The organism is Lentzea sp. CA-135723 (assembly GCF_050936595.1).
Lineage (GTDB): Bacteria > Actinomycetota > Actinomycetes > Mycobacteriales > Pseudonocardiaceae > Lentzea.
Genome location: NZ_JBNJMK010000001.1, coordinates 1,542,304 through 1,567,762, shown reverse-complemented (window position 1 = coordinate 1,567,762; position 25,459 = coordinate 1,542,304). Strand labels below are relative to the sequence as shown.

Genomic DNA, 25,459 nt, shown 5'->3' with positions numbered 1-25,459 from the left:
ACTGGCCGGTAGTTTCGGCGACTGTAGCCCCGGCGCCACCGGAGGGGGAGCAAGTGCGGCCGAACGGACTGACGCTCTACGCCACGTGCGCGGCGTTGGCTCTGGCCGCCCTCGCGCCCGTGCTGTGGCCGGGCCACGTCCTCGTCTACGACATGGTGTTCACGCCGGAACAGCCGCTCACCGCGACGGCGTTCGGACTCGGGGACGCCTTGCCGCGAGCGGTGCCCGTCGACGCCGTCGTGGCGCTGCTGACCCAGATCGTGCCGGGCCAGCTGGTGCAGAAGGTGGCTCTGCTCGCGATCGTGTTCGCCGGTGCGCTGGGCGCCGGGCTGCTGGTGCCGACGGAGAAGACCGGCGTGCGCGTCGTCGCCGCCGTCGCGTACTCGTGGAACGCCTACGTCGCCGAACGGCTCTTCATCGGCCACTGGACGCTGCTGCTGGGCTACGCGGCCCTGCCGTGGATCGCCATGGCAGGACTGAGGATGCGCGACGGCGTGCCGCACGCGTGGACCCGGCTCGTGCTGGTGAGCCTGCCCGCCGTGCTCTCGGCACCGGGCGGGATCCTCGCGCTGGGCACCGCGCTCGCCACCGCCGGGCGCAGGAAGGCCTGGCAGGTCCTGGCGGTCGGCGTCGTGCTGAACTCGCCGTGGTGGGTGCCGTCGTTGCTGCACAACGGACTCTCCGATCCCGCCGGCGTCGAGGCGTTCAGCGCGCGTGCCGAGAACTGGGGCGGCCCGGTGCTGAGCGTGCTGGGGCTGGGCGGGATCTGGAACGCCGAGGTCGTGCCCGCGAGCCGGGCCAACCCGGCGCTCCCGGTGATCACGCTGCTGCTCCTGGGGGCGGCGGTCCTGGGGCTGCGGGAGCTGTCGCAACGCCTGCCCGTGTGGCCGTTGGCGGGTCTGGGCGTGCTGGGCGCCGTGCTGGCCCTGATCGCGGTGCTGCCGGGCGGGGTCGCCGTGCTGGAGGCGTTGATCGAGCACGTGCCGGGCGCCGGACTGCTGCGGGACGGGCAGAAGTGGGTCGCGTGGCTCGCGCTGCCGTTCGCGCTCGGGCTCGCGGCGGCGGTGGAACGGCTGCGCGCCCGGCTGCTCGTGGCCGTGCTGCTGCTGGGACTGGTGCCGGACCTCGTCTGGGGTGGCCTGGGGCGGCTCGAACCCGTGGACTACCCGGCGGACTGGGCCGCGGTGCGGGAGGAGCTCGTGGACCAGCCCGGTGATGTGGCGGTGTACCCGCTGTCGGCGTTCCGCCGGTTCGACTGGAACGACCGGCGCACCCAGCTCGATCCGGCGCCGCGCTACCTGCCCGGCACCACCGTCGTGGACGACTCCCTGTCGGTGGGGGGCAGGATCGTCGCGGGGGAGGACCCTCGGGCGGCACGGCTGCGCGACGGCGACCTGAGCGGCATCGGCTGGGTGCTGGTCGAGCACGGCACACCGGGCCGGGTCGATGAGAACCTGCTGGCACGACTGGAGAAGGTCCACGACGGGCCCGAGCTCGCGCTCTACCGGGTGCCGGGAGCAGTGCCCGCTGACCCGAACGGACCAGCGGCCGCACCCGTTGTGCTGGCCTGGGTCGCGGCTGTGTCACTGATCGGCGCCAGCCTGTTGTGGAGATGGTTACCGGTCGGTAGATTCGCGGCACCCCGACGTGAGGAGTAGACGTGGAACTGGTTTCGGTGCTGGTGGCGATCGTTGCCGGGGCCGCACTCGCCGGAGGGGTCGGCGTGGTCGTCGTCGAGCAGAACAACCCGGACAAGGTGGTCGAGCAGCGGATCGAGGAAGGCGTGCGGGCCCAGGAGCCCGAGGTCCTCGACTACGGCTCCCGCTGACCGGGTGACCGTGGCCTTCTCCGGGGACCCGGCGGCCTCCTGGAGCATCCTGCTCGAGGCGACCCTGCGCGCGGCGCCGGATCCCGCGGCGGTGGCCGCGCGGATGTCCCGTGCCAGTGCGGAGTTCCCGAACCTCGGTCCTGCCGCAGTCGTGCTCCGACCGTCCGATTGGGACCTGACGCGCGCTGAGTTCGCCGACGGTCGTTACGGCGCGGGCGATCCGCTCGTCCGGGTCGCGGTCGCCGGCGAGTCACTCATGATCGCGGCGCACCACGGCGCGGTCGACGGGCTCGGACTGGTCGCGTTGCTGGGCATCGCGCTCGGCGAGCCCGTGCGGAGCTCGGCGACCGGGGTGGCACTGCGCAGCCCGGACCGGCCGTACCTCCTGAGCGCGCTCGACCGCGTGCGCGAGGCGGTGTGGACGCCTCCCACGCGCATCCAGCCCTCCTTGCAGGGCAACGACTCCGGCGACCACCTGGTGTCCCGTGCGCTGCCGGCGGTCAAGCTGGGCAGCGCCAGGCTCACGTCGGCCGCGCTGGAGGCGACGCGGCAGTGGAACGCTGCCAGAGGTGCCGGGCACGGCCGTGTCGTCGCCGCGGTCGGCGCATCCTGGCGCGGTGGCGCGGATCCACGTCCCGAGGCCGACAGCGCGCTGCTGAGACTGCGCCTGCCCGCCGGAGCGGGCGAGGACGACGTCCGCGCGCTGCTGGCAGCCTCGGCACCGGAGGCGGGCTTTCCCAGCGCGCACAACCCGGTGGCGCGGTGGGGGATGCGGGTGCTGGCGTCCCGGCTGGGCAGCACCTTCCTCGTGTCGAACCTCGGCGTGGTCGAGGCGAACGTGGCCGCGCTGCGCTTCTACCCCGCGGCGAGCGGCCGGTCCGGCGTCGCGTTCGGCGTGGTGACGACGGGGGAGGTCACCACGGCCACCGCGCGCGTGCGGCGCCGGGACTTCGGCGCGGACGCTGCCGCGGGGCTGCTCGACCTGCTGTGCGAGGCGGCGCTCACCGGTCACGAGGCGCGGCGGTAGCCGGCCGCAACGCGCTGTGGACGGCGCTCTCGAACGCGTCGAGGCTCTCCTCCCAGCTGAACCGCTGAGCACGCTCCCGGCCCGCCGCGCCCATCGCCTTGCGCAACGGCTTGTCCCGCAACAACTTCTTGGTGTGCCGGACGAAGTCGCCGAAGTCGTCGGCCAGCAGACCCGTGCGGTGCTCCACGATCGCCTCGGCCACGCCGCCCGCCGAGCGGTACGCGACCGTCGGCACGCCGTGCGAGGCCGCCTCCATGATGACGATGCCCCAGCCCTCCTTGACCGACGGGCACACGTGCACCCAGGCGCCGGCGAGGATCTCGTGCTTGGTCTGCTCGTCGACCCAGCCGTGGATGACGACGCTGTCCTCGACGCCGCGGTCGATGGCGTGCCGGCGCAGCACGTCCTTCCACGGGCCCTCGCCGACGAGTTCCAGCCGCAGGTCCGGCCACTTCGGACGGAGCTCGGCGACCAGGTCGATCGCGTGCTCCAGCCGCTTGTGCGGCACCAGCCGGGACACCGCGACGAGCACCGGGGCCTCGGCGCGCCGCGCGGTGACGGCGGGGGGCGCGTCCAGCCCGTTCGGCACGACCACCGTGCGCCGCAGCTCGACGCCGAGGGCGCCGAGCTCGTCCCGCGTCACGTTGGACACGGTGATGTAGCGGCATTTCCGGTACAGCCGGGGCGCGAGCCACGACTCGATCCACCAGCCGATGCGGCCGAAGAACGGGCCCAGCGCGCTGTGCCACTGCTCGCGGTGCACGTGGTGCACCAGGACGAGAACGGGGCAGCGCGCGACCAGGCGGCTGAAGAAGGGCATGCCGTTCTGCACGTCCACGATGACGTCCGCGTCGGAGCGCAGGATCGCCAGCAGGGCGTGCAGGTAGACGGTGAACTTGTTGCCGCGCCTGCGGAAGCGGACGCCGGCCACCCAGTCGCCGGACGGGGCCCGGTTGTGGTCCGCGCACTGGATCGCGACCCGGTAGCCGAGCCGCGCCAGCCCTTCGGCGATGCGTTCGACGTACCGCTCGGAACCGCCGCCCTCGGGATGTCTCGTGTCGCGCCAATTCACCAGCAGAATGCTCGGCCGGTAATCAGGGCAACGCGACATCTGCCTCTCCCGGTGCTAGGTTACTGTCAAGTAGCCATGGTAGACGGAATGCGGGAGATGGCAATGGTCGAGATCGGTTCAGTTTCGACCCCTGGAAAGTTGCGGAAGCCAACTTTCCAGCGTTCTGTTCGGCTTTTTCGCGCATTTCTGAAAGAACAGTCCGACCCCGACCACTTCTACCGGATCCTGGCGGACGACTCGGTCGCCCAGGTGTCGTCCTACGTGTCCCTGGAGGGCGCGGTCGTGCTGGACGTCGGTGGCGGTCCCGGCTACTTCGCGGAGGCCTTCCGCGGCGCCGGCGCGCGGTACGTGGGGCTCGACCCGGACGTCGGCGAGCTGTCGGCACGGGGTGAGCCCGACCCCGGGATGATCAGGGCGAGCGGGACGGCGCTGCCGTTCCGCGACGGTTCGGTGGACGTCTGCTACTCGTCCAACGTCCTGGAACACGTCGGCGACCCGTGGCTCATGCTGGCCGAGATGATGCGTGTGACCAGGCCGGGAGGCACCGTCTTCATGTCGTACACCCCGTGGTGGTCGCCCTGGGGAGGCCACGAGACGGCGCCGTGGCACTTCGTCGGCGGTCACTACGCGCGACGGCGTTACGAGCGCCGCAACGGCAAGCCGCCGAAGAACGCGTTCGGCACGTCGCTGTTCCCGGTGGGCGTCGGAGCGGTCCGGCGGTGGGCTCACCGCCAGACCGTCGCCGACGTGGTCGAGACGTTCCCCCGCTACCACCCGTGGTGGGCGAAGTGGATCACCCGCGTGCCGGTGGTCAGGGAGGTCGCCTCGTGGAATTTCGTGGTCGTTCTCAGGCGGCGTGCCTAGCGCGCCGCCCGATGACGCCGACCGCGATTCCGGCGAGCAGCAGCACCAGGCCGGCGGAAAGCAGGACGATCGGTCCGGTGCTGCTGATCAGGGTCAATTTGTCGCGCGCTTCCGAGGCGCGTTCGACCGATTCTTTGACGGTCTTCTCGTTGAACGTCAAAGTGGCGTCGAGCAGCACCGTTCCTTCTTTTCCGTCCGGCCCGACGAGCACCTGCCGCTGCTGTTCGGAGCCCTTGATGATGATGCCGCTGGCCGGCTCCACCCACATGGTCCGGGTGTTCTGGTAGCGGCGCTCCGCCTTGACCGAGGCCTCGGTGCTGTTCACCAGGGTGCCGGGCACCTCCTGGTCGCGGAACCTGGTCGACGGGATCTTCTGGACGAACTTGTAGACCTCGAGACCGTTGAGCTGCTCCGTGCCCTCATACCGCGCGGGCGACGCCTTGCGCAGCGTGGTGTCGAAGTACTCGTAGTCCTGCGGCTGGGTGCCGAACGGGAACTTGTAGTTCAGCCCCTCCTGGTGGACCTTCTTGTCCTCCTCGGTCGGGTCTCCCTCGGCGTCGGTCACGTACTGCTGCGTGCAGTTCTGCAGCGCCATGTTCGTCCGCCGGTCGAGGCACACGCGGTGCTTCATCGCGGAGACGAGCTGGTTCTCCGAGTCGGTGACGACCAGACCCTGGTCCCACACCATCACGTCGCCGTCGACCTTGGCCTCCGGCCTGGTCAGGTTGCTCTCGACCTTGCGGGTCGCGGTCAGGCGCGCGTCCCTGACGACGAGTTCCTTGGGGTAGAAGACCTTCGCCGCGCCCTCCGCGACGGATTCCGTCTTCTGGTCGAGCGGCACGATGGCGAGCTCTGGGTACACGTAGAAGCGCAGGACTGCTCCGAGCGCCAGCGAGAAGATGCCCAGGCCTACCAGCACGAGGCTCGCAACACGTCGCACTCGTCCTCCTTCTAGGTGTGTGCCGACTGTGAGAGGGAGGTCACAGTGGCGAGGAAACTACCGGACAGTAACCTCTGCGCAACCCTTTGGTCCGGGTGACTCAGGTCATCTTGATCGGTCCGCGTGGAGAAAGAAGCTACTCGGCCGCCGGAGCGTGGAGCCGTTCGGCGGTATCCCTGCTGTCCAACGGGTAGCGGCTGAATGAAGGAGTTCCTTACTCGTCGGCGACGATGCCGGAGGAAGAGACACGTGGAAGAAACCCCTGTGTGCTATCCCGGAGCAGTTGAGCAGGCCCGGCTGCTCGCGCGCGGTACGACGACCGCAGCAGAACTCCTTGCGACGGCGGAACATCGGCTGGGTTCCCGCCGTCACGTCTTCACAGATGTCGATTTGGAGGCCGCCCGGCGCAGTGCCGAGGAGGCCGATCGGCGGTTGGCGGCGGGGGAGCGCGGGCGACTGCTCGGCCTGCCTTTGGCGGTCGAGGACTCCTTGCCCCGTTCGGCTTTCGACGCACTGCTGGCGGCAGGAGCCGTCGTGATCGGACGGACGTCGTCGGCCGAACGTCACCGCAACCCCACGCCGGGCATCGCCGTCACGGCGTTGGACCCCAAGGTGTCCGGCACCGCGGTCGCCGTCGCCACCGGCGTCGTGTCCGGGGTCCTGGCCCGCCGTGCGCCCGGAGCCGGGCAGGTGCCCGCGGGTGGTGCCGGCGTGGTCGGCTTCGAGACCTCCGGCGGATCCGGCGTGGTGGCGAGGAAGGTGGCCGACGTGGCGCACGTCGTGCGCGGGCTCGGCTGGGAGGTCGCGCCGGCGGAGCGTCCACTGAGGATCGGCGTGTCGTTGCGCGGTCTCTCGGTGACCACCCGCACCCGTGCTCCCATGCGGCGGGTCGTCGAGGACGTCGCCGCGCTGTTGTCGTTGCACGTCGACGAAGTGGTGGACCACGACCCGCACCTCGCCAGCGAGGCCCGGCTCCTGCTGGCGCCGCACCTCGCGGCCGGACCACGGGAACTCGAACTGCTCGGCCGGGTCGTGCCCTGGCCGCTGCGGGGTGTCTGCCGATCGCTGCGCGCCGCGGAACGGGAGATGCTGAACCACATGTTCGCGGGCGTCGACGTGCTGGTGACACCGGGGCACACCGGCCCGGCCGAGACGACGTCGCTGCCCGGCGGTGTCCTGGTGCGCAACGGCGCCACCTCGCCGTTCACTCCGCTCTGGCGGGTCAGCGGCTACCCGGCCGTGTCCGTGCGCGCGGGTTCCGACGCCGACGGCAACCCGTTGCCGGTGACGCTGATCGCGGTCCCGAGGGCGGAGGGCGAACTGCTGAGGGTCGCCCGGATCGTCGAGGCGGAAGGCGGTGCTCATCGCAGCCCGTAGTCGACGGTGGACGACGACACGACGTTCTTGAGGTCGAGCGAACCGTCCGGATCGCTGGCGTTGGTGACGCCGTAGGTGATCGCGCCCGCGAGGCACGCGCCCAGCACCAGCGTCAGCGCTCCGGCCACGAGCCCGCGGCGCCACCGGAGCAGCAGCACGACGCCGGCCACGAGCAGCGCGGCTCCGGTGACGAGCAGCACCGCGGGCAGTGCGGTGATCATGAAGAGCTTCGGCAGGTTCTGCCTGACCTGGTCGACGTTCGCGGTGACCGAGGCGTTGGTCAGCCCGAGTTCCCCTGCGAACACCGGGGTTCCCGCGCCCTCGGGCTGCGTGCCGGTGCGCAGCTCCTGGCGGATGTCCTCGCGGACCGAGAGCACGGCGCCGGTCCTGGGCTCGACCAGCAACGTGCGCGTGACGCCGTAGTACTGGGTGACGTCCACCGACGCCTCGGCGCTGCCGACGAGCGAACCGGGAACCGCGAACCGGCCGAGCTCCGTCGGCGGGATCGTGTGCGCGAACCGGTACACGTCGAGCCCCTGCAGCAGCTGCTCGCCGGCGAAGTGGACGGCGACCGGGCGGTTGAGAACCGTGTCGTACCAGCGGTAGTCGCGCTGCTCGGTGCCGAACGGGAACACGAAGTTGAGGCCGGGCTGCAGGAGTGACCTGCCCTCGGCGGTGATCCGCTTGCCCTGTTCGGTCTCGTAGAACTCGCCCCGGCAGGGCGCGACCGCCTCGCCGGTGCGGCGGTCGAGGCAGACCTTGCGCACCTCGGCGCTCAGCACGAGTCCGTCCTCGTCCTCCTTGACGATCGTCGCCCGCTTCCACACGGTGACGTCGCCGTCCTCCTTGACCTCCGGCGCGGCGAGATCGCCCTCCACGCGCGTGGTCGCGGTGAGGCTGAGGTTGTGCCGGACCTCCGGCGCGCCACCCGGCGGGTACACGACGGCGGTGACGCCTTCTCCTCGCGAGATCGAGACGGTGTTGATGTCGTGCTGCAGCTTCGCCAGCAGGGGATAGGCGTGCAGCTGCAGCACGAGGCCCGCCGCGGCGGCGAAGGCGCCGAGTCCGAGCAGGGCGGCGACGACTGCGGTTCGCACAGGTCCTCACAAGTATTCGGTTGGCAGGGAGGCATGTCCGTGAGGCGCGATTTCCGGTAACCGTGCGTTCAGTTGTACCCGGTTCGTGAGGTAGATCACAAGGACATACCTGAATCCCATTCGGGTTACCTCGTCGCGACGGCTGGGACACGATCACCGCTCGGTTGCGTCAAGGCGCGGGGAACCCCTGGCGCGCAACCGGATCGCCTGGCTGGATCGACCGCGCACCAGTCCTGTTCGACTCGAAGAGCTTGGGGGTTCCATGAGAGTTCGAAAGTGGCCGGCCGTTGTCCTCGCCATCGCGGCCGTCGTGTCCGCCGCCGGTCCGGCCGCCGCGCAACCCGCGTGGCGCCTGGCCCAGATCCCGCCGACCGCGGTGACGAGCTTCCTCCAGGACGTCGCCGCCCTCGACGCCGGGAACGCCTGGGCGGTGGGAACGGAAGCGTTCGACCCGGCCCAGGAGAGCACGACCGGCGTTCCCCTGATGCTGCGGTGGAACGGGAAGACCTGGTCCCGCACCTCACTCCCGGTCACGCAGGAGCGCGTGGTGTTCCAGCGCGTCGCGGCGTCGTCCGCCAAGGACGTCTGGGTCAAGGGATCGCCGCTGTACCCGAACGGCAGCGCGGTGCTGCTGTGGCGCTACGACGGCGTGACGTGGACCGAGGTGCCGTACCCGCCAGGAGCCACGCCGAGCAACCTGTCGATCCGCGACCTGTCCGTTGTGGACGGTCACGCCTGGCTGGTGGGCCACCGCGGCAACGCGCCGGTCTTCCACGAGTGGAACGGGAGCACCTGGCTGGAGCACCAGCCGCCCACGGAGTGCGTCGCCGGGGGCAGCTTCCCGAACTTCTGCTTCGCCAACACCGTCAAGGCCTTCGCCCCCGACGACGTGTGGGCGGCGGGCAACGGCTGGTGGAACGGTTTCATGGGCCCTGTGCTGTTCCACTGGAACGGCACCGCGTGGCGCACCGTCGACATCGGACTGAACCAGCAGCAGCTGACGATCCAGTCGCTGGACGGACTGTCCTCGAAGGACATCTGGGCGGTCGGCGACAGCGGGGGCATGGGTTCCGGCAACGTGGTCGTGCGAGGAGACGGCACCACGTGGCAGACCGTGGACGGCCTGCAGACCCCCAGCACCCCCGCCGTCGCCGTGGGGTCGAACGGCGTGCCCTGGGTGGTCGCCCGCATTCCGCTCCCGACGTTCCGCTCCCACGGCCCGGCGGGCTGGGCGATGGCGATGGCACCCGTGCCGGCGGGCGCGTCCGGCGTGGAGTACGCGGCCATCACCGGGGTGCCGGGAACGAACCGGATGATCGCCGTCGGGTATGCGGGCGTGCAGGGCACGAATCCGCTCCGATCGCAGGCGGTGATCGCCGAGTACGCCAGGCGGTGATCGTCGAGCAAGTGAGGCGTGAGTCCCGTGCCGCGGCCACCCGTTCCAGCGGGTGGCCGCGGCCGTTTCGGGTTGATCGCGCCCATCTCCCCGGAGGACTCGGCCAGGCCGGTCGGCGCGGTCGAAAGTGAAGAACTCTCGGGTAGGGCCGGTTGCCCGTTCGTGAATCCTGATAAACATCCGGTTTGTTGATGGGAAATTAGCGCCAGTCGCGGATGCTCCCTTCGGCGGTGTCTGCGGTGCTATTGGCGCGCCACGGTTGTATTCGGTCGCGAGGGCGGCCGGTACTCACGTGTTCTTGTCGGTGTCTGCCGGTAATCCGGAATATCACGCATGTCCGGCTTGGTGTCCGATGAGTGAAGTCGGGAAGGGAAGTACGTGAACGACGACGGCATGTACCAGGTCCTGGTCAATGACGAGGGGCAATACTCGCTGTGGCCGCTGGCCAAAGAGGTTCCCACTGGGTGGACACAGGCGGGAAAGGAAGGGACGAAGCAGGAGTGCATGGATCACGTCGACGAGGTCTGGACCGACATGCGGCCTCGCAGCCTGCGGGAACGCATGGCCGGCGACCTGCGGTCCTGATCTTCGCCGACCTCCGGGGGAGCCTGGTGCGACCTGTCGCGCCAGGCTCTCTGGTGTGAATTCGGCCAAACATGGCGTTCGGGTGAATTGTTTTTCGGGGGTGTCACCCTCTGTTCAGGTGTATCGATGTGCAATTCATGTCAAGTTCGCGGCGAGGACCCGTCACTGCGGCCGGAGATCGTCGTTGGAACTCTTGAGGGCAATGGTCGGCATTTCGTAGCCGACTGGAATTCGTGATCCTCCGCGTTGTGCGTGTCAACGTCTTGGGGCGCGGGTAGGAGTTATCGCGCGGTCTGAATTTTCTGGGGTGGCCGCGTGGGTGTGTTCTGTTCGTGCGAGGTGACTTCGAAGGGTTGGTCGGGAAAGTGCTCGGTAGTTCCCCGGTGAGGGGCGGAATGATGGATCATTTGTCCGAGCCGCTGAGAAGAGCGGCGCTGCACCACGACGTACCGGGTGCGCAGCTCGTCGTCTGGCACGACGGGGTGGCCGCGGAGTTCGAGTTCGGCGAGGAACGGCACGGTTCGGGGCGTGCGGTGAGCCGGGACAGCAAGGTGCCCATCGGGTCCATCACGAAGACCTTCACCGCGACGTTGCTGATGGTCCTGGTGTCCGACGGCGACGTCGACCTGGACGCGCCGGTCGTGGAGTACCTGCCCGAGCTGCGCGACGCCCTGGGCGGCACCGCCGACGTGCTCACCGCGCGGCACCTGCTCAGCCACACCGGCGGACTGCACTCCGAGGTCGTCGCCGAGGGCGGCCCCGCGCTGGCGCGCTCGGTGGAGGACCTCGTGCAGCCGCCCGGCGCCGGATTCTCCTACTCCAACGCCGGCTACGCCCTCATCGGCCGCCTGATCGAGGTGGTGACCGGCATGACCTGGGCGGAGGCGGTCAGCACGATCCTGGTGAAGCCGCTCGGCATCGACCTGGGCTTCGTCGCCGGGCCGGAGAGCGCCGCGTCGGCCACCGCGAGCGGCCACACCGTCAACCGGGCGCTCAGCCTGGTCCGGCCCGTCGAACAGGACCTGATGGCGGTCGAGGCGCCTGCGGGCGGACTCGCCGCCAGCGCCGCGGATCTGGTAGCGCTCGCGAAGATGCACCTCACGCCCCGGCACGGCGGCATCGACCCCGGCCTCGTCGACCCCGACCACCTCGCCGAGATGCGCCGTCCGGTGCCGGGTGCCGACCCCTTCGGACTGGCCGACGGCTGGGGTCTCGGACTCGCGCTCTTCGACGGCGGCGGGACGGGCTGGCTCGGTCACGACGGCACGGCCGACGGCACCTCCTGCCACCTCCGGCTGGCCCCGGACTCCGGCACGGTCGTGGCCCTCACGGCCAACTCCGCGACCGGCGCGGCCCTGTGGTGCGACCTGCTGCCCGAACTCCGCGCGGTGGGCATCGACCTGACCGACAGCGCCCCCGCCGTCGACGCACGGCCCCAGGCGGCCATCCCCGGTGACTGCACCGGCACCTACGTCAACGGCGACACCGCCTACTCCGTGGTGGTCCGCGACGACGAACTGCACCTCGTGGTCGACGACGAACCGGCGGCGCGGCTGGCCGTGCGCGACGGGTTCGTCTTCTCCGTGACGGACCTGACCAACGGTGCCGCCGGTCGCCCCGGCCGGTTCCTGCGCGACCCCCGCAGCGGCCGGATCGACCGGATCCAGATCGGCGGACGGGTCGCGGGCCGCCAACGCGACGTGGCCTGACCCCAGCACCTCCGCACACCTCCCCCGGTAGCCGTGGCGCTGCAGCGCGCCCGAAAAAGGTTGGACGGCGATGACGTTCCCCTCCGAGCAGCACGACACCGTGATCGGCCTGTTCGCCGCGCAGGTCCGGCGCGCCCCCGCGGCCGTGGCGGTGGTCGCGGAAGACGGCGAGCGGACCTACGCCGAACTGGACGCGGCCTCCGACCGGCTCGCGCGCCGCCTGGCGTGGGCGGGGGTCGGCCCGGAGAGGACCGTGGGCGTGCTGGCGGAACGCTCCGCGGACCTGGTCGTGGCACTGCTCGCGGTGCTCAAGGCCGGCGGCGCGTACGTGCCGCTCGACGCCCGCGCGCCGGACGAGCGCCTGGCGACCGTTCTGGCCGAGGCCGGGGTGTCGGTGCTGGTGACCGACGACGCGTGGCGGGCCGTCGCGCGCCGCGTCCACGACGGCCCCGTGCTGGTCGTGGCCGAGGAGTCGGACGAGGCCGCGCCCGGCGTGACCGTCCACCCGGACAACCTGGCGTACGTCGTCTTCACCTCCGGGTCGACGGGGGTGCCGAAGGGCGTGGCGGCACGGCACCGCGACGTCGTGACCCTCGTCCGCGACCAGCGGTTCGCGAACGGGGCGCACGACCGCGTGCTCCTGCACTCGCCGGTCGCGTTCGACGCGTCCACCTACGAGGTGTGGGTGCCGCTGCTCACCGGCGGCACCGTCGTGGTCGCGCCTCCCGGTGACGTGGACGGGCAGGTGCTGCGGAACGCGACCAAGCACGGCGTGACCGGGCTCTTCCTGACCTCCGGGCTGTTCCGGGTGCTGGCGCAGGACGACCCGGGGTGCCTGAGCGGGACGCGCGAGGTGTGGACCGGCGGTGACGTGGTGCCCGCCGCGGCGGTGCGGCGGGTGCTCCAGGCCTGCCCCGGCACGACCGTCGTCGACGTCTACGGCCCGACCGAGACCACCACGTTCGCCACCTCGTACCCCCTGTTCGACGTCGCCGGCGTGCCGGACGTGCTGCCCATCGGCACGGCACTGGACGACGTCCGCCTGCACGTGCTGGACGACGACCTCGACCCGGTGCCCGACGGGGAGACCGGCGAGCTGTTCATCGCGGGAGCGGGTCTCGCCCGCGGCTACCTGCACCGGCCCGCCCTGACCGCCGACCGGTTCGTGGCCGACCCGTTCGGCCCGCCGGGGGAGCGGATGTACCGCACCGGCGACCTGGTGCGGTGGACGCGCGACGGGACCGTCGACTTCGTCGGCCGCGCGGACGACCAGGTGAAGGTCCGCGGTTTCCGGATCGAGACCGGCGAGGTCGAGGCCGTGCTGGACCGGCACTCCGAGGTCGAGCAGGTCGCCGTGCTCGCTCGGGTGGACCGGGCCGGGACCAAACGCCTGGTCGCGTACGTGGTGGGCACGCCGTCCGACGACGACCTCCGCGCCCTCGTGCTGCGCTCGCTGCCCGACTACATGATGCCCTCGGCGTTCGTGACGCTCGATCGGCTTCCCTTGAGCGCCAACGGAAAGGTCGACCGCAAGGCGCTGCCCGAACCCGACTGGGACGCCGGGCGGACCGTCGAGCACGTCGCACCGAGCACCCCGGCCGAGAAGGCGGTCGCGACCGCGTGGGCCGAGGTGCTCGGCGCGGACCCCGGGCGCATCGGCGCGCGGGACGACTTCCTGGCCCTGGGCGGGGACTCCATCCAGGCGCTCCGGGTGGTGTCCCGGTTGCGGGCGGCGCTCGACGTGCCGCTGTCCACGAAGGACCTGTTCGGCGTGCGTACCGTGGCGGGCCTCGCCGAGCTGGTCGCCGACCGCCTGCCGGTCGCGCAGGACGACCGGATCACCCCCGCTCCCCATGACGCGGTGGTGCCCCTTTCGCCGGCGCAGCAACGGTTGTGGCTCCTGCACCGGCTCGACCCCGCGGCCACGGACTACAACACCGGCGTCGGCCTGCGGCTGCGCGGCCCGCTCGACCTCGACGCGTTGCGCGTCGCGCTGGACGGGCTGGTGCGACGGCACGAGACCATGCGGACCACGTTCGACGAGGTCGACGGCCAGGGAGTCCAGGTCGTCGCTCCACAGGGGACGATCCCTCTGCGGGTGGCGGACGGGGACCTGGAGCGGGTGTTCACCGAGGAGCTGACCACGCCGTTCGACCTGCGCACGGGACCGCTCGTGCGCGCCGTGCTCGCCGAAGTCGCCGACGACGACCACGTGCTGCTGCTCGACCAGCACCACATCATCACCGACGGCTGGTCGGTGCGCATCCAGGTCGACGACCTGCTCGAGCTGTACCGGGCCGCGGTCCGAAGAGCCCCGGCCGACCTGACACCACTTCCCGCGCGGTACGCGGACTTCGCGGTGTGGCAACGCCGCCGCCTCGACTCCGGCACGACCGGCGACCTGGACCACTGGCGCCGGGCGCTCGCCGGCCTGGAACCGCTCGACCTGCCCACCGACCGGCCTCGCCCCTCCCAGCGCACCACGGCGGGTGCCGTGCACCGCGAACCCCTGCCGGGCGACCTGGTGCGGCGGCTGACCGAGATCGGCCGCGCCGGCGGCACCACGCTGTTCACCACCCTGGCGGCCGCCGTGCAGGTGCTGCTGGCCCGCTACACCGGCCGGCGCGACGTGGCGGTGGGCACCGCGTCCGCAGGCCGCGGGCGGCCAGAACTGGACGACCTGGTCGGGTTCTTCGTCAACACCCTGGTTCTGCGGTCCACAGTGGACCCTGGCGTGCCGTTCAGCGGGTTCCTCGCCGACGTCCGGGACACCGTGCTCGACGCGTTCGCCCACGACGAGACGCCGTTCGACCGCGTCGTCGACGAGCTGCGGCCCGACCGCGACCCCAGCAGCACCCCGCTCGTGCAGGCGCTCGTGGTGCTGCAACAGCAGATGGTGCGGCCGGCGACGATCGGCGCGCTGCACGTCGAGGAGCACCACCTGCCGCGGCCGCGGGCGCGGTTCGAGCTGCTGCTGGAGTTCTGGCCCCGCGACGGCTCGCTGGACCTCTCGATCGAGTACAACACGGACCTCTGGGACGCGACCACGATCCGGCGGATGGCGGGCCACCTGAGGGTCCTGCTGTCGGCGGTCGCCGCTGACCCGGACTCCCCGCTGAGCGCGCTCGACCTGCTCGGACCCGAGGAACGCCACCAGGTGCTGGAGGCGTTCAACGACACGGCCCACGAACGGCAGCCGGTCGCGGTCACGGCCCTGTTCGCCGAGCAGGTCCGGCGAACACCCGGCGCGGAGGCGGTCGCCGGCGACGGCGCGTCGCTCACCTACGCCCAGCTGGACGCCCGCGCGAACCGCCTCGCCCACCACCTGCTGCGGCTCGGGGTGAGCGCCGAAGAACCCGTGGCGCTGCTGCTGAGCCGTTCGCCCGAGATCGTGGTGGCCGAACTGGCCGTGCTCAAGGCAGGCGGCGCCTACGTGCCGCTGGACGTCAGGGCACCCGCCGACCGGCTCGCCCTGCTGCTGAAGGAGAACGGCGCCGGGATCGTCCTCACCGACCAGGCGTGGCACGCCACCGCGGCGCAGATCCACGACGGCCCGGTGGTCGTGCTGGACGCGGACGACCTGACCGCGGAGCCGAGCACCGCCCCGGACGTGGTCGTGCACCCGGACCAGCTGGCGTACGTCATGTACACCTCGGGATCCACCGGCGTGCCCAAGGGCGTCGCCGTGCGGCACCGCGACGTGACCGACCTCGTGCGGGACCGCCGGTTCGCCCGACCCGCTCACGACCGGGTGCTGTTGCACTCCGCGCCCGCCTTCGACGCCACCACCTACGAGCTCTGGGTGCCGTTGCTGCGCGGCGGCGCGGTCGTGGTCGCCCCCGCCGGCGACCTCGACGCGGACCGGCTCCGCGAGCTGATCGCCCGGCACCGCCTCACCGGCCTGTGGCTCACGGCGGGGTTGTTCCGCGTGGTCGCGCAAGACGATCCCGGTTGCCTGGCCGGGTTGCACGAGGTGTGGACCGGGGGCGACGTCGTCCCCGGGGCGGCGGTGCGGCAGGTACTCGGCGCCTGCCCCGGCATCGTCGTGGTCGACGGCTACGGGCCCACCGAGACCACCACGTTCGCCACCTCGCACCGCATGACCGACGCCGCCGCCGTCGGTGACGTGGTGCCGATCGGACGTCCGCTGGACGGCATGCGCGTCCGCGTGCTCGACGAGTCCCTCACACCGGTTCCCGTCGGCGTGCCCGGTGAGCTGTTCATCGCGGGCGACGGCCTGGCGCGCGGCTACGCGGGCAGGCCGGGCCTGACCGCGGCGCGGTTCGTCGCCGATCCGTTCGGGGCCTCGGGTGAGCGGATGTACCGCACGGGCGACCTGGTGCGGTGGCGGGCCGACGGCGCGGTGGAGTTCGTCGGCCGGACCGACGACCAGGTCAAGATCCGCGGGTTCCGCGTCGAACCGGGCGAGGTCGACACCGCGCTGGCGGCGCACCCCGGCGTCGCGCAGTCGGTGACGGTCGTGCGCCTGGACGACAGCGGCCGCAAGCGCCTGGTGACCTATCTGTCCTTTGTGGATGAACAGGTCGAGGTGGCCGAGTTCCTCGGCCAGAGGCTGCCGGACTACCTCGTGCCCACCGCGTTCGTCGTCGTGGACGCGTTGCCGCTCAACGCCAGCGGCAAGGTGGACCGAGGCGCCCTGCCCGACCCGGTGTGGGCCGCGTCCGCCGGCCACGTCGCGCCCGCCGAAGGCACCGAGGCGCTGCTGGCCTCGATCTGGGCCGACCTGCTCGGCCTCGACCGGGTGGGAGCGCGGGACAACTTCTTCGAGCTGGGCGGCGACTCCATCCTCAGCATCCAGGTGGTGTCCCGTGCCCGCAGAGCAGGGTTGACGCTCGCCCCCGGCGACCTGTTCCGGCACCCCACGGTGGCGGCGCTCGCGGCCGTGACCGGGGTCGCGGGCCCGGCGACCGCGGACCAGGGCCGGGTTTCCGGTGACGTGCCGCTCACCCCGGTGCAGCGGTGGCTGTTCGCCACGAACCCCGGCCATCCCGAGCACTTCACCCAGTCACTCGTCGTGGAACTGGCCCCCGGCGTGGACACCGAAGCCCTGCGCCGGGCCCTCGCGGCGCTGGTCGAGCACCACGACGCGCTGAGGATGCGGTTCGAGCGCACGGATTCCGGCTGGCGGCAGCACAACGCACCGGTCGAACGGGCCGAAGTCCTGACAGCGCACCGGTCCGCGGGCTTCGACCTCGCCACCGGGCCGCTGCTCGAAGCCGTGCTGGACGGGCGTGCGCTGCGCCTGTCCGTGCACCACCTGGTCGTGGACGGCGTGTCGTGGCGCATCCTGCTGGAGGACCTCGTCACCGCCTACGACCAGGCGGCGCGCGGGGAGCCCGTGCGGCTGGCGGCCAAGACCACGTCGTTCAAGGACTGGTCGCACCGGCTCGCCCGGCACACCGCGGACGGCGGGTTCGACGACGAACGCGAGCACTGGGCCTCGACGGCCGAAGCGGACCCGTCACTGCCGGTCGACCGCGACGGCCCGAACACCGCCGGGTCCACGCGCGTCGTGTCCGTCCGGCTCGACGGGCAGACCACGAAAGCGTTGCTGCAGGACGTTCCCGGCGTGTACCGGACGCAGATCAACGACGTGCTGCTGAGCGCGGTCGGCCGGGTGCTGGCCGACTGGACCGGACGCGGCCGGGTTCCGGTCGACCTGGAGGGGCACGGTCGTGAGGACCTGTTCGACGACGTCGACCTCTCCCGCACCGTCGGGTGGTTCACGTCGATCTTCCCCGTGGCACTGGACCTCCCCGACGGGGACTGGGGAACCGTCCTCAAGTCCGTCAAGGAACAGCTGCGTGCAGTGCCGCGCAAGGGCATCGGCCACGGCGCCGTGCACGAGCCCGGCTCGGGCGGCCCGCTCGTCAGCGTCAACTACCTCGGGCGGATGGACTTCTCCGCGGTCGAGGGCGGCGTGCTGCACGCCGTGCGCGGGGGCCTGGAGCTCGACAGCGCACCCGAGGCCCCGCGACCGCACCTGCTCGACGTGGTCGGCGTCGTGGAGCACGGCTGCCTCGACCTCACCTGGTACTTCAGCGACCAGGTGCACGACGAGACGACGGTGCGCGGCCTGGCTGACGCCGCGGCGGAGGCGTTGCGCGAGATCGTGGCGCACTGCGCGCGCCCGGACGCCGGTGGCCGCACGCCGTCGGACTTCCCGCTGGCACGGCTGGACCAGGCGGCCGTCGACCGGCTCGCCGGCGACGGCCGCGAGGTGGAGGACGTCCACCCGCTGACCCCGATGCAGGCGGGCATGGTGTTCCACGGCCTCGTCGACGGCGCGACCTCCGGCGCCTACTTCAACCAGGTCCGGTTCCGGCTCACCGGGGTGTCCGACCCGCGGGCGCTCGGCGAGGCCTGGCAGCGGGTCGTGGACCGCAACTCCGTGCTGCGCGGCGAGGTGGCGTGGGACGGGCTGCCGGAGCCGGTGCTGGTGGTGCGCCGGCACGTCACCCTGCCCGTCACCCACCTCGACTGGCACGGCCTCGACGTCGAAGAAGAACTGCGAACCCTGCAAGAACGCGACCGGGCCGCCGGGATGGACCTCGCCGACGCGCCGCTGATGCGCGTGACCGTGGCCCGGCTGACGGACGACGAGGTGCTGGTGCTGTGGACGTTCCACCACATCCTGATCGACGGGTGGAGCGCCGCTCAACTGTTCACCGAGGTGTGCGAGCACCACGGCGCCCTCACCCGCGGCACGGCCGGTCCCGCCACCGCCAGGCCGCCGTTCGCCGACTACCTGCGCTGGCTCGACCGGCAGGACGGCGGCGAGGCCGAACGGCACTGGCGCGGCGTGCTCGACGGCTTCGGCGAGACCACCCCGCTGCCCTACGACCGCCTCCCGGTGCAGGCGCACCGCGCCGAGTCCGGCGGCACGGTCCGGTTCGAGCTCAGCGCCGAGAACACCGAACGCCTGCGCGTGGCGGCCCAGCGCCACGGCCTGACGGTGAACACCGTCGTGCAGGGCGCGTGGGCGTTGCTGCTGTCCCGCTACGCCGGTACGTCCGACGTCGTGTTCGGCACCACCGTGTCGGGCAGGCCCGCCGACCTCGCGGGCGTCGAGTCGACGGTGGGCATGTTCATCAACACCGTGCCCACCAGGGTCGCCGTCGACCGCGGCCGCGACCAGCTGTCCTGGTTGCGCGAGCTGCAGGCGGACCAGGCCGAGTCGCGGCGCTTCGAATACGTGCCCCTGGCGCAGCTGCGCGGCTGGAGCGCGCTGCCCGGCGGCGCCGCCCTGTTCGACAGCATCCTGGTGTTCGAGAACTACCCGTTCGACGACGACGCCATGGCCGCCCACGGCCTGCGGCTGCACGACGTGCGGGCGCACGAGCCGACGAACTACGCGCTCACCGTCGTGGTGTCGCCCGGCCCGCGCCTGGTGATCGACCTCGACCACGACCCGGCGTTGTTCGACGCGCCGACGGTGCAACGGCTGGGCCGGCACCTGGGGATGCTGCTGGACGACGTGCTGGTCGATCCGGCGCGGCCGCTCGGCGAACTCCGGTTGCTCGACGAGACCGAACGCGAGCAGGTCCTCGTGGCGTGGAACCCCACCGGGCGGGACTTCCCGGTGGACACGCTGCCCCAGTTGTTCGCGGAGCAGGTCCAGCGCACGCCCGATGCCATCGCCGTGACGTGCGAGGACGAGCACCTGACCTACGCCGAGCTGGACGCCCGCGCGAACAGGCTCGCGCACCTGCTGGTCGACGCGGGCGCGGGGCCCGAGGAGTACGTGGCGTTGCGCCTGCCCCGGTCCACCGACCTGGTCGTGGCGGTGCTGGGCGTGCTCAAGTCCGGTGCCGCCTACCTGCCGATCGACCCGTCGTACCCGGAGGACCGGATCGCGGGGATGGTCGAGGACACCCAGCCGGTGGTCGTGCTGACGGAGCTGCCGGACCTGTCGGGCGGTCCTCGCACCGCGCCGGAAGTCACGCTGCGGCCCGAGAACGCCGCCTACGTCATCTACACGTCCGGGTCGACGGGCAGGCCCAAGGGCGTGGTCGTCCCGCACGCCAACGTCGCGCGGCTGTTCTCGGCGACCGGCGCGTGGTTCGGGTTCGGCCCCGACGACGTGTGGACGTTGTTCCACAGCTACGCCTTCGACTTCTCCGTCTGGGAGCTGTGGGGACCGCTGCTGCACGGCGGACGGCTCGTGGTCGTGCCGCACGAGGTCTCCCGCTCGCCGGGCGAGTTCGCGGCGCTGCTCGCGCGGGAGCGGGTGACGGTCCTCAACCAGACGCCGTCCGCGTTCTACCAGCTCATCGCCGAGAAGCCGGCCGGACTGAGCCTGCGGTACGTCGTCTTCGGCGGCGAGGCGCTGGACGTGCGCAGGCTGGCCGCCTGGGACGGTCCTGGCGAGCTGGTGAACATGTACGGCATCACCGAGACCACGGTGCACGTCACGTGGACGCCCGCTGACGGCACCGTCGGCGAACCCATCCCGGATCTGCGCGTGTACGTCCTCGACGAGGACCTGCGACCCGTGCCGCCCGGTGTCGTCGGCGAGATGTACGTCGCCGGAGCGGGACTGGCGCGCGGGTACCTGAACCGGCCGGGCCTCACCGCGTCCCGGTTCGTCGCGGACCCGTTCGGCGACCCCGCCACGCGCATGTACCGCACCGGCGACCTGGCGCGGTGGAAGGACGGCAGGCTCGACTACCTCGGCCGCGCCGACCACCAGGTCAAGATCCGCGGGTTCCGCATCGAGCTCGGGGAGGTCGAGGCCGCGATCGAGGCGCACCCCGAGGTGACCGCGGCGGCGGCCGACGTCCGCGAGCACGCGGGGCGCAAGGTCCTCGTGGGTTACGTCGTCGGTCCCGTGGCGGGCCTGCGGGAGCACCTGTCCCGGACGCTGCCCGAGCACATGGTGCCGTCCGCGTTCGTGCCGCTGGACCGGCTTCCGCTGACCGGCAACGGAAAACTCGACCGCAGGGCGCTGCCCGCACCGGAGTGGGAGTCGACCGGCGCCCGGCACGTCGAGCCGCGCACGGAGGCCGAAAGCGTGCTCGCCGGCATCTGGGCTCAGGTGCTGGGACTCGACCGGGTCGGCGTGCACGACGACTTCTTCGAGCTCGGCGGCGACTCGATCATCAGCATCCAGGTCGTGTCGCGCGCCCGCCAGGCCGGCTATTCCCTGGTGCCGAGGGATTTGTTCAGCTGCCCGACGGTGGCCGCGCTCGCCGCCGCGGTTCCCGCCGTCGTGGCAGGGCAGAGGGTGCCGCAGGGGCCGGTGACCGGCGAGGTGCCGCTGACGCCGATCCAGCGCTGGTTCCTCGACACCGAACCGCCGCGACCGGAGCACTTCGACCAGTCCGTGCGGGTCGAGTTCACCGACGAGGTCGACGTGGAGGCGTTGCGCACGGCGTTGGCGGCCTTGGTGGAGCACCACGACGCGTTGCGGATGCGGTTCGAGCGCACGGAATCCGGCTGGCGACAGCACAACGCGCCCGTCGGCCCCGCCGACGTGCTGTCCGAAGTGGACACCGGGTTCGACCTCGCTGGGGGACCGCTGCTGCGGGCCGAACTCCGCCCGGCGCGCGAGCTCCTGATCACCGCGCACCACCTGGTGGTGGACGGGGTGTCCTGGCGGGTGCTGCTGGAGGACCTCGAGACCGCCTACCTCCAGGCCCGGCGGGGCGAGCAGGTCGTCCTCGGCGCGAAGACCACGTCGTTCCGCGACTGGGCGCTGCGACTGGCAGAGCACGCCGCGGCCGGCGGGTTCGCCGACGAGGCGGACCACTGGGCTGGGGTGACCGGTGATCCCGGCGTCCCCGCCGACCGCCACGGCACCGGCACGACCGGTTCCGTGCGCGGTGTCACCGCCGAACTGGACGCCGACCTGACCCGCGCGCTGCTGCAGGACGTGCCCGCCGTGTACCGCACGCAGATCAACGACGTGCTGCTGAGCGCGCTCGGCCGCGTCCTCGCCGGGTGGACCGGCCGCGACCGCGTCCTGGTCGACCTGGAGGGGCACGGCCGTGACGGCGACTTCCTCGACGGCGTCGACCTGTCCCGCACGGTCGGCTGGTTCACCTCGGTGTTCCCGGTGGCGCTGGACGTCACCGGCGACTGGGGCGAGCTGCTGAAGGCGACCAAGGAACGGCTGCGCGCCGTGCCCCGGCGCGGGATCGGGCACGGCGCCGCGCACCGGTCCGCTGGCCCGGCGGTGGCGTTCAACTACCTCGGTCAGTTCGACGGCGCGGCGGGCGGGGAGGTGTTCCGGACGATCGGCGGACTGTCCGCCGGCGCCGCCCCCGACACGCCCCGGCCGCACGTGCTCGACGTCGTCGGCGCGGTGGAGGCCAAGCGGCTCCGGCTGACCTGGTACTACAGCGAGGAAACGCACGACGAGCCGACCGTGCGGGGGTTGGCGGACGCCATGACGGCGGCGCTGCGGGAGATCGTCGAGCACTGCGCCCGGCCGGACGCCGGTGGCCGCACGCCGTCGGACTTCCCGCTGGCGGGCCTGGACCAGGCCGCGGTGGACCGGATCGCGGGCGACGGCCGGGACGTCGAGGACGTCTACCCGTTGACGCCGATGCAGGCGGGCATGGTGTTCCACAGCCTGTCGCACGGTCACGAAGGCCTTTACACCGAACGGATCTCGTTCGTGCTCGACGGCGTCACGGACGTCGACGCGCTGGCCCGCGCGTGGCGGGAGGTGATGGCGCGGACACCGGTCCTGCGCAGCCGCGTGGTGTGGGAGGGCGTGGACCGGCCGGTGCAGGTCGTGTGCCGCGAGGTCGACCTGCCGATCACCTCCGACTCCGCGGAGCTGGATCTCGGCACCGCCCCGCTGATGCGGCTGGTGCTGGAGCGCGAGTCCGGCACGGCTGTGCGGGTCGGGTGGACGTTCCACCACGTCCTGCTCGACGGGTGGAGCACGTTCCAGGTGCTGTCCGACGTCCTCGCCTGCTACGCCGGCCACGACGTTCCGGCACGGCGCCCGTTCGGCGACTACCTGAGCTGGCTGTCCACTCAGGACTCCGCCGAGGCAGAAACCCACTGGCGCAAGGCACTCGACGGGTTCTGCGCGCCGACGCCGCTGCCGGTCGACCGGCCCGCCGAACCGGGGCACGCCGCCCGGACCTCCGCGTGGACCACGGTCACGGTGCCCGGCGGCGGGCTGCGGGACTTCGCCCAGCGCAACGGGGTGACGCTCAACGCCGTCGTGCAGGGCGCGTGGGCACTGCTGCTGTCGCGCTACAGCGGGCAGACCGACGTGTGCTTCGGTTCCACCGTGTCCGGCCGACCGGCCGACCTGCCCGGCGCGGACGCCATCACGGGCATGTTCATCAACACCCTGCCCGTGCGGACCGAGGTCGCCGAGGACGAGCCGGTCGCGGAGTGGCTGCGGCGGTTGCAGGCGGAGCAGGCGGAAGCGCGGCGGTTCGAGCACGTGGCGCTCGCGGATCTCCAGGCGTGGAGCGGAACCGAGCTGTTCGACAGCATCCTCGTCTTCGAGAACTACCCGGTCGACGAGGCCGGGACGCACGGCGTCACCGTGCGCGACCTGGACGCGGTGGAGACGACCAACTTCCCGCTCAGCCTGGGCGTCCGTCCCGGCGAGGACCTGGAGTTCCGGGTGAGCTTCGACCCGGCGCTGTTCGACCTCGCCACGGCCGAGCGCGTCGCCGGCCACCTGAAGACCGCCCTGCTCGCTCTCGCCGCCGACCCCGGCCGTGCGGTGGGGGAGATCGACGTCCTGGGCGAGGCCGAACGGCGGCTCGTCCTCGCCGAGCGCGTCGGGCCCGGCCCGCGCGACACCACGATCATCGACCTCTTCACCGAGCAGGCCGACCGGACACCGGACGCGACGGCGGTCGTCGCGGGCGGAACCTCGCTCACGTACGCGGAACTCGACGCCCGCGCGAACCAGCTGGCACACCGGCTGATCGCGCTCGGCGTCCGTCCGGAAGAACGCGTCGGACTGCTGCTGACCCGATCGGCCGACGTGGTGGTCGCGGTGCTCGCCGTGCTGAAGGCGGGTGGTGCCTACCTGCCGTTGGACGAACGCGCTCCCGAGGAACGCGGTCGCCTCGTGCTGGAGCAGGCCGGCGCCCGGATCCTGGTCACGGACCGGGAGTTCGCGTTCGACGGCCAGGTCGTCGTCCCCGAGGACGGCACGGCGGACCGGCCCGAGGTGGCCGGGCACGCGGACGGCCTCGCCTACGTCGAGTTCACCTCCGGGTCCACCGGAACGCCCAAGGGCGTGGCGGTGCGGCACCGGGACGTGGTGGCGCTGGCGCTCGACTCCCGGTTCGACGGCCCGGCTCACCGCACGGTGCTCGTGCACTCGCCGCTGGCGTTCGACGCCTCCACCTACGAGCTCTGGGTCCCGTTGCTGCGCGGCGGCACGGTGGTCGTCGCCCCGCCGGAGAACCTCGACGCGGCCGCGCTGCGCGGGCTCGTCGCCGCGCACGGCGTGACCGCGCTGTGGCTCACCGCCGGCCTGTTCCGGGTGCTGGCGCAGGACTCGCCGGACTGCTTCGCGGGCGTGACCGAGGTGTGGACCGGTGGTGACGTCGTGCCGGCGGCCGCGGTGCGTCGCGTCCTGGAGGCCTGTCCCGGCCTGGTCGTGGTCGACGGGTACGGGCCGACCGAGACCACGACGTTCGCGAGCGCCCACCGGATGCCCGACCTGGCGCACGTGCCGGACACCGTGCCGATCGGGACACCGCTGGACGGCATGTCGGCCTACGTGCTCGACGCCCGGCTGCGGCCGGTGCCGGTCGGCGTGCCCGGCGAGTTGTACGTCGCGGGCGCCGGCCTGGCTCGCGGGTACCTCGACCGGCCCGGCCTGACCGCGTCCCGGTTCGTCGCCTGCCCGTTCGGAGCGCCGGGGGAGCGGATGTACCGCACCGGCGACGTCGTGCGGTGGCTGCCGGAGGGCGTGCTGGAGTTCGCCGGTCGCGCCGACGACCAGGTGAAGCTGCGCGGGTTCCGGATCGAGCTCGGCGAGGTGGAGGCGGTGCTGGGCCGCCATCCCGGCGTGGGCGGCCTCGTCGTGGTGGTGCGGGAGGACGAGCTGGGCGGCAAGCGACTCGTGGCCTACGTGGTGCCCGCCGGTCAGGTGCCGGAGGCGGCGGAGCTGGCGGCGTTCGCCGGACGCGGCCTGCCCGACTACATGGTGCCCTCCGCGTTCGTCGTGCTCGACGCGTTGCCGTTGAGCGCCAACGGAAAGGTCGACCGGGCCGCGCTGCCCGCCCCCTCCGCGCCCGTGCCGGCCGAACGGTACGTGCCGCCCGCGACCGACACCGAACTGGTGATCGCCGAGATCTGGGCGGACGTGCTGGGGCTCGGCCGGGTGGGCGCGCAGGACGACTTCCTCGCGCTCGGCGGCGACTCCATGCGCAGCCTGCTGGTCACCTCCCGCTGCCGGGCGGCCTTCGACGTCCCGCTGACCCCGCACGACGTCCTCACCGCCCGCACGGTCGCCGAACTGGCGCGGCTGGTGGAGGAGAAGGTCCTGCTCGAACTCGAACGAGTCGCGCTCGATGACGGCGCCCCCACCGAACTCTGAGGAGAAACC

At 72.1% G+C, this 25,459-nt stretch carries 12 protein-coding genes; 9 read left to right on the top strand and 3 right to left on the bottom strand.

The window, feature by feature from the left end:
• Positions 1–53 precede the first annotated feature (53 nt).
• The 3 genes from ACQEU1_RS06680 to ACQEU1_RS06670 are packed head-to-tail and all read left to right on the top strand — an operon-like array spanning position 54 to position 2,855.
• Complete coding sequence (locus ACQEU1_RS06680) at positions 54–1,658, top strand: hypothetical protein (RefSeq protein ID WP_433197325.1); 1,605 nt, start codon at positions 54–56, stop codon at positions 1,656–1,658.
• 2 nt (positions 1,659–1,660) lie between these two features.
• Positions 1,661–1,828: a hypothetical protein gene (locus ACQEU1_RS06675; RefSeq protein ID WP_433197323.1), complete on the top strand. Its 168-nt coding sequence runs from the start codon at positions 1,661–1,663 to the stop codon at positions 1,826–1,828.
• Between the two features lie 4 nt (positions 1,829–1,832).
• Positions 1,833–2,855, top strand: coding sequence for a hypothetical protein (locus tag ACQEU1_RS06670; RefSeq protein ID WP_433197321.1), 1,023 nt, complete (start codon positions 1,833–1,835; stop codon positions 2,853–2,855).
• Here the strand turns inward: ACQEU1_RS06670 and ACQEU1_RS06665 are convergent.
• Positions 2,830–3,927 carry a glycosyltransferase family 4 protein gene (locus ACQEU1_RS06665; protein WP_433197319.1) on the bottom strand — a complete coding sequence of 366 codons (1,098 nt, stop codon included), beginning with the start codon at positions 3,925–3,927 and terminating at the stop codon, positions 2,830–2,832. The two genes, ACQEU1_RS06670 and ACQEU1_RS06665, sit on opposite strands and share 26 nt — an antisense overlap.
• A 138-nt stretch (positions 3,928–4,065) precedes the next feature.
• On the opposite strand from ACQEU1_RS06665, the gene ACQEU1_RS06660 reads away from it, so the two are divergent.
• Positions 4,066–4,791, top strand: a complete 726-nt coding sequence (locus ACQEU1_RS06660) for a class I SAM-dependent methyltransferase (protein WP_433197317.1) — start codon at positions 4,066–4,068, stop codon at positions 4,789–4,791.
• Here the strand turns inward: ACQEU1_RS06660 and ACQEU1_RS06655 are convergent.
• On the bottom strand, positions 4,775–5,731 hold the full coding sequence (locus ACQEU1_RS06655; RefSeq protein ID WP_433197315.1) for a DUF3068 domain-containing protein: 957 nt from the start codon (positions 5,729–5,731) through the stop codon (positions 4,775–4,777). The genes ACQEU1_RS06660 and ACQEU1_RS06655 overlap by 17 nt on opposite strands.
• 249 nt (positions 5,732–5,980) lie before the next feature.
• On the opposite strand from ACQEU1_RS06655, the gene ACQEU1_RS06650 reads away from it, so the two are divergent.
• Positions 5,981–7,108: a hypothetical protein gene (locus ACQEU1_RS06650; protein WP_433197313.1), complete on the top strand. Its 1,128-nt coding sequence runs from the start codon at positions 5,981–5,983 to the stop codon at positions 7,106–7,108.
• On the opposite strand, the gene ACQEU1_RS06645 is transcribed toward ACQEU1_RS06650, so the two are convergent.
• Positions 7,093–8,205 carry a DUF3068 domain-containing protein gene (locus ACQEU1_RS06645; RefSeq protein WP_433197311.1) on the bottom strand — a complete coding sequence of 371 codons (1,113 nt, stop codon included), beginning with the start codon at positions 8,203–8,205 and terminating at the stop codon, positions 7,093–7,095. The two genes, ACQEU1_RS06650 and ACQEU1_RS06645, sit on opposite strands and share 16 nt — an antisense overlap.
• Positions 8,206–8,467: 262 nt before the next feature.
• Between ACQEU1_RS06645 and ACQEU1_RS06640 the strand changes: the two genes are divergently transcribed.
• The 4 genes from ACQEU1_RS06640 (at position 8,468) to ACQEU1_RS06625 (ending at position 25,450) form a co-directional block, all read left to right on the top strand.
• Positions 8,468–9,601 carry a WD40/YVTN/BNR-like repeat-containing protein gene (locus ACQEU1_RS06640; protein ID WP_433197309.1) on the top strand — a complete coding sequence of 378 codons (1,134 nt, stop codon included), beginning with the start codon at positions 8,468–8,470 and terminating at the stop codon, positions 9,599–9,601.
• A gap of 393 nt (positions 9,602–9,994) precedes the next feature.
• Positions 9,995–10,186, top strand: a complete 192-nt coding sequence (locus ACQEU1_RS06635; protein WP_433211364.1) for an MbtH family protein — start codon at positions 9,995–9,997, stop codon at positions 10,184–10,186.
• Between the two features lie 398 nt (positions 10,187–10,584).
• Positions 10,585–11,895, top strand: coding sequence for a serine hydrolase domain-containing protein (locus ACQEU1_RS06630; protein WP_433197307.1), 1,311 nt, complete (start codon positions 10,585–10,587; stop codon positions 11,893–11,895).
• A 100-nt stretch (positions 11,896–11,995) separates the two neighbouring features.
• Positions 11,996–25,450 (top strand): amino acid adenylation domain-containing protein, encoded by a 13,455-nt coding sequence (locus tag ACQEU1_RS06625; protein WP_433211361.1) that lies wholly within the window; start codon positions 11,996–11,998, stop codon positions 25,448–25,450.
• Positions 25,451–25,459: the final 9 nt, after the last annotated feature.

Excerpts from the sequence above, each read along its gene's own strand:
- ACQEU1_RS06640 (WP_433197309.1), top strand. The coding sequence starts at position 8,468 with ATGAGAGTTCGAAAGTGGCCGGCCGTTGTCCTCGCCATCGCGGCCGTC.
- ACQEU1_RS06635 (WP_433211364.1), top strand. The coding sequence starts at position 9,995 with ATGTACCAGGTCCTGGTCAATGACGAGGGGCAATACTCGCTGTGGCCG.
- ACQEU1_RS06630 (WP_433197307.1), top strand. The coding sequence starts at position 10,585 with ATGGATCATTTGTCCGAGCCGCTGAGAAGAGCGGCGCTGCACCACGAC.